The sequence below is a fragment of the Celeribacter sp. genome (genome assembly GCF_048270365.1).
Classification (GTDB): Bacteria; Pseudomonadota; Alphaproteobacteria; order Rhodobacterales; family Rhodobacteraceae; genus Celeribacter.
Map to the genome: position 1 here is coordinate 429 of NZ_JBLWTA010000077.1, position 4,641 is coordinate 5,069.

A 4,641-nucleotide genomic window follows, 5' to 3' on the forward strand; every position below is an offset into this window, starting at 1 on the left:
TGGATTCGCGTCAGGGCCCCTTCGGGCTCGGGGTATTCCCGAACAAAGACTCTCGTTCGCGACGCGAAGGTGACCACCGTGTGCGAAGAGGCCAGTTGTCCCAATCTGGGCGAATGCTGGGAACAGGGTCACGCAACCATGATGATCATGGGCGACACCTGCACACGCGGCTGCACCTTTTGCAATGTGGCCACCGGCCGACCCGAGGCTCTGGATCCGTTCGAACCCGGACGGGTGGCCAAGGCGGTGGCCAGCCTGGGGCTGCGGCATGTCGTGATCACCTCTGTCGACCGCGACGATCTTGAGGATGGCGGCGCGGCGCATTTCGTGCACACGATCCGTGCCATCCGCCAGTCCAACCCCGACACCACCATCGAGATTCTGACGCCGGATTTCCTGAAATGCGATCCCGCCGTGGTGGATGCGGTGGTCGATGCGCGGCCCGATGTCTTCAACCACAACCTTGAAACCGTGCCGGGGCTTTATCCACAAGTCCGGCCCGGTGCGCGCTATTATCACTCGCTGCGCCTGTTGGACCGGGTCCGGCAGCGCGACCCCTCGATCTTTACCAAATCGGGGCTGATGGTCGGGTTGGGCGAGGATCGCCAGTCCGTGCATCAGGTGATGGATGATCTGCGGGCGGCGGGCGTCGATTTCCTGACCATCGGGCAATATCTGCAACCGACGCCGAAACATCATCCCGTCGCACAATACGTCACACCGGAAGACTTTGCCGCCCTGAAGACCGCCGCATTGGGCAAAGGATTTCTGATGGTTGCGGCCTCGCCCCTGACCCGATCCAGCTATCACGCCGATGCCGATTTCCAAAAACTTCAGGCGCTGCGATCCGAGACCAAGGCGGGACTTGGACAAAAGGGGGTTTTCACGCAATAATCAGGAGGGATTGCCGGACCCTGCGACCCGGCAATGGGAGGAAAATCATGATGGCCTCAGATCATAAAGAGGCGCTGCGCGACTTGGTCGATCTGTCCAAGGCGCGCTCGACACAGCAACACCGGCTATCGGTGGGAACACGTGCGCCGATCCTGCGCCTGCAGGGCGCAGAGATCGCTCAACGCCGCGAACAGTTTCAGGACCTGATCGGTGGCGCCGCGTCCGAACTGGACCGTAGCACGCTGCTGCCCGTCAAAAGCCGGTATTGCCTGTTGGTCACCGATGCCGAAGGCGTTGTGCTCGAAAGCTACGCCCCCGACGGCGTCGAGGCCGATTTTCAGCGCAGTGGTCTGACTGCCGGAGGCATCTGGAACGAGAAACTGGCTGGCACCAACGGGATCAGCGTTGCCTTGACGGCGGGTCGCGTCCTGACTGTTTCGGGCGAGGATCATTTCTATCGGTGCTTCTCGCGTTTTGCCTGTAGCTCGGCGCCGCTGACCGATGCCCAGAACAATTTGATCGGGTCGGTGACGCTGGTCGGAGCGGTCGGTCGTCGACCGGATGAAATCGGCCTGTGTGAACAAACGCTGCACCGAGCCACCCGCCAGTTCCAGACTCGCCTGTTCCGCAATTTCCATTCGGACAAAATGACCGCCCGGCTTATGTCGCGCGACCCCGAAACACGGCGGTGTTTCGAAACGCTGGTGGCCTGTGACGACCGGGGGGCGGTGGTCTTCAGCCTGCCGTTATGGCGCGATGACGCGCGCCCGGCCCCGCATCAGAACCTTGTCGGGCGGCACCTGTCGGACCTGCACAACCTCGAGATCAGCCTGCGGGGCCCGGCCCGCGTGCCGCCGCGTCGCTATTTCGTCAATGCCGCTGCACCGCATGTCCCGGCGCGGTTGAACAAAACCGGTCCTCTTGCGGGTTTCACCTATCAGGGGGCCACACTGCCCAAGCTGATCGAACGCGCCCGCAAGTTGACCGCCTATCGCGTGCCGCTCTTGATCTGTGGCGAGACAGGCGGGGACAGCCGCGACTTCGCCAAGGCGATCATTGCCGATCTTGGTTTGATCAGCCCCACTGGCGTAACAGTGGACGCCAGTAGCCCCAACGCCGCCGAGGCCGTGGCCGAAGCGTTGGAGGCGATGCGTTTTCTGGGGGATTACCCGGTTGACCGGGTGTCGCCCACGCTGGTTCTGCAAAATATCGAACAGTTGGACGACCCGACGCAAACCCGGCTGAAACAGTTTCTGGAGGATGATGATCGTGCCAACGGCGACCGCTACAACGAAGACCGGGCGCTGGTGCTGTTCACCTCGGACCAACCTTGGGAACAGTTGCAGGAGAACGATCGCTTACAACCTGACCTGCTATATCTTGTCGGCCAGTCCGTGCTGGACCTGCCCCCCCTGCGACAGCGCGAGGTTGCCGATATCATCCAGACTCATCTGGCGCAGGACCGTGCCAACCCGCCCCAGGTCTCCGATCAGGCGATGACCTTGCTCTGTGACTATGATTGGCCCGGCAATCAGCGCGAGATGCGCGCTGTCCTGCGCGAGGCGCTGATCTGCGGCAATGGCACGATGATCAACGTGACCGATCTGCCGGACAGAATCCGCAACCGCCCGGCCACATCAAAACGGGACCTGGCTCGGCATTCGCTGCGTGACGCCCTGAACAGCGCCGACTGGAACGTCACCAAGGCCGCCCGACTGCTCGGCGTCAGCCGCGCGACGATCAATCGTTGGATCGCCTCCGAAGGATTGCAACGCCCCGAATGAAAACGACCAGGTCCAAGACCTGGCCGCTCCCGGCAAGTGCCCGCCTCAGATGTTGCGGGCGCTCATCTCCTGCGCGATGTATTCCGCCTGTCGAATGGCCAGCGCCACGATGGTCAGGGTCGGGTTACACGCCGCAGACGAGGTGAATTGACTGCCGTCTGACACAAACAGGTTGGAAATGTCATGCGCCTGACCGTAGGCATTGACCACGCCTTTATCGGGGTCTGCATGCATCCGGTTGGTCCCCATGTTGTGGGTGGCCGGATAGGCAGGCAGCTCGTAGACATCCGTCGCGCCCACGGCTTCGTAGATCTGAGCCGAGGTTTCGTACATGTGCTCAGTCATCTCGTAGTCGTTGTTATGCGGTGTCTTGGACACGATCGGAACCGGAAGCCCGTGCTGATCGACCTCGCTGTCATGCAAGGTGATGCCGTTGCGTTCCTGCGCCAGATCCTCGCCCAGAACCCAGACACCTGACATCCGGTCGTAGGCTTCCAGCGCTTGGGTGACACTGCGTCCCCACCCCGTATTCCCCGGCTCAAGGAACGCCGCCATAAACGGCAGGCCCAGAGACAGGAATTCCAGATAGTAACCGCCGCTGAATCCGCGCGCGGCATCGTGATAGACCTCATCCCCCACGATCCCCGCGACCGAGGTGCCACGGAACATGTGCACTTTCTCCGGCAGCACCGCGTAAACACCCCCAGTGGTGTGGTTCATGTAGTTCTTGCCCACCTGACCCGAGCTGTTGGCCAGCCCATCGGGGAACATCGACGACGCCGAATTGAGCAAAAGCCGCGGGCTTTCGATCGAGTTGCCAGCGACACAGACCACCCGCGCTTTTTGCAGGTGTTGGTTGCCGTCCGCATCGGCATAAAGAACGCCGCTGGCCTTCCCTGCCGCGTTATGCTCGATCTTCAGGACCATCGCATCGGTCCGGATTTCGCACAGGCCGGTGTCCTCGGCGCGCGGCAGTTCTGTGTACATGGTCGACCATTTCGCCCCAATCGCACAGCCCTGCATACAAAACCCGATCTGATGACAGGCCGGTCGCCCGTCCCGCTCGACCGAGTTGATGGCCATCGGCCCCGAATTGTAATCTGTACGCCCGGTGCGGCGGCATCCCTCGGCCAGCACCCGAAAGCCGTTGTTCCAAGGCAGGTGTGGCATCCCCGTGGTCTTACCGGTCACGCCCATTTTGAGTTCGGCTTTCTCATACCAGGGGGTCATCTCCTCCAGTGAGACCGGCCAGTCCTCGACATTGGCGCCATCGATGGTGCCGTAATGCGTACGTGTCTTGAACTCGTACTCCTTGAACCGCAGCGCAACGCCCGCCCAGTGGACGGTCGAACCGCCAAAGCCCTTCACGATCCAGGCCGGGAGGTTGGGGTGGTTTACAGCCCCATGCCAGCCACCGCCCGAATAGCGTTTGTCCAGCCAAGAGATTTTGTTGAACATCGCCCATTCGTCGTTTTCGATGTCGCCCATGTCGAAACGTTTCCCCGCTTCAAGGACAACCGACTTGATACCCTTCTGGGCCAGCTCGTTGGCCAGGGTGCCGCCCCCCGCGCCCGAGCCGATGATGACGACGACAGAATCGTCGTTAAGATCAAATTGTGCCATGATACCTCTCCCTTAGTCCTGAACCTGCGCAAGGCGCTCGTCCAAGGTCGGCCCCTCGGGCACGAACGTGATGTCCGAAAATCCGCGGTCGATATAGCCGCCGTATTCCACCGAGGAGCCCTCGTATCCAAACAGGGGCCAGACCTCTTTGTTGTCGTAGATGCCGAAATAGGCCATCCACCGCACAGACTGGAAAAAGCCCTCGTTTTGGAAATGACGCAGCAGGCCCTCGCGGGCGTCAGGATCATCGATGTCGGTGTAGCCGGTCCCGAAAAGCGCTTGCGACTGCGCCTCGATTTTGGCCAACCCGTCGGTCAACCCCTTGGCGTTCTCCGCGTCC

The 4,641-nt window shown here is 61.5% G+C and carries 3 protein-coding genes and 1 pseudogene; 2 read left to right on the forward strand and 2 right to left on the reverse strand.

What is annotated here, in order from left to right:
* Both lipA and ACN0X0_RS23140 read left to right on the forward strand, forming a co-directional pair.
* Positions 1 to 894 (forward strand): lipoyl synthase (lipA, locus tag ACN0X0_RS23135; RefSeq protein WP_417281150.1); only part of this gene is annotated, 894 nt, incomplete at its 5' end.
* A gap of 47 nt (positions 895 to 941) precedes the next feature.
* Positions 942 to 2,678 carry a sigma-54-dependent Fis family transcriptional regulator gene (locus ACN0X0_RS23140; protein WP_417281151.1) on the forward strand — a complete coding sequence of 579 codons (1,737 nt, stop codon included), beginning with the start codon at positions 942 to 944 and terminating at the stop codon, positions 2,676 to 2,678.
* 45 nt (positions 2,679 to 2,723) lie between these two features.
* On the opposite strand, the gene ACN0X0_RS23145 is transcribed toward ACN0X0_RS23140, so the two are convergent.
* Both ACN0X0_RS23145 and ACN0X0_RS23150 read right to left on the reverse strand, forming a co-directional pair.
* On the reverse strand, positions 2,724 to 4,301 hold the full coding sequence (locus tag ACN0X0_RS23145; RefSeq protein ID WP_417281152.1) for a GMC family oxidoreductase: 1,578 nt from the start codon (positions 4,299 to 4,301) through the stop codon (positions 2,724 to 2,726).
* Positions 4,302 to 4,313: 12 nt separating this feature from the next.
* Positions 4,314 to 4,641, reverse strand: a pseudogene (locus ACN0X0_RS23150) (hypothetical protein); the annotation flags it as partial.

What these genes read in the sequence shown, in the direction of transcription:
- ACN0X0_RS23145 (WP_417281152.1), bottom strand. Translation starts at nt 4,301, where the DNA reads ATGGCACAATTTGATCTTAACGACGATTCTGTCGTCGTCATCATCGGC.
- ACN0X0_RS23140 (WP_417281151.1), top strand. Translation starts at nt 942, where the DNA reads ATGATGGCCTCAGATCATAAAGAGGCGCTGCGCGACTTGGTCGATCTG.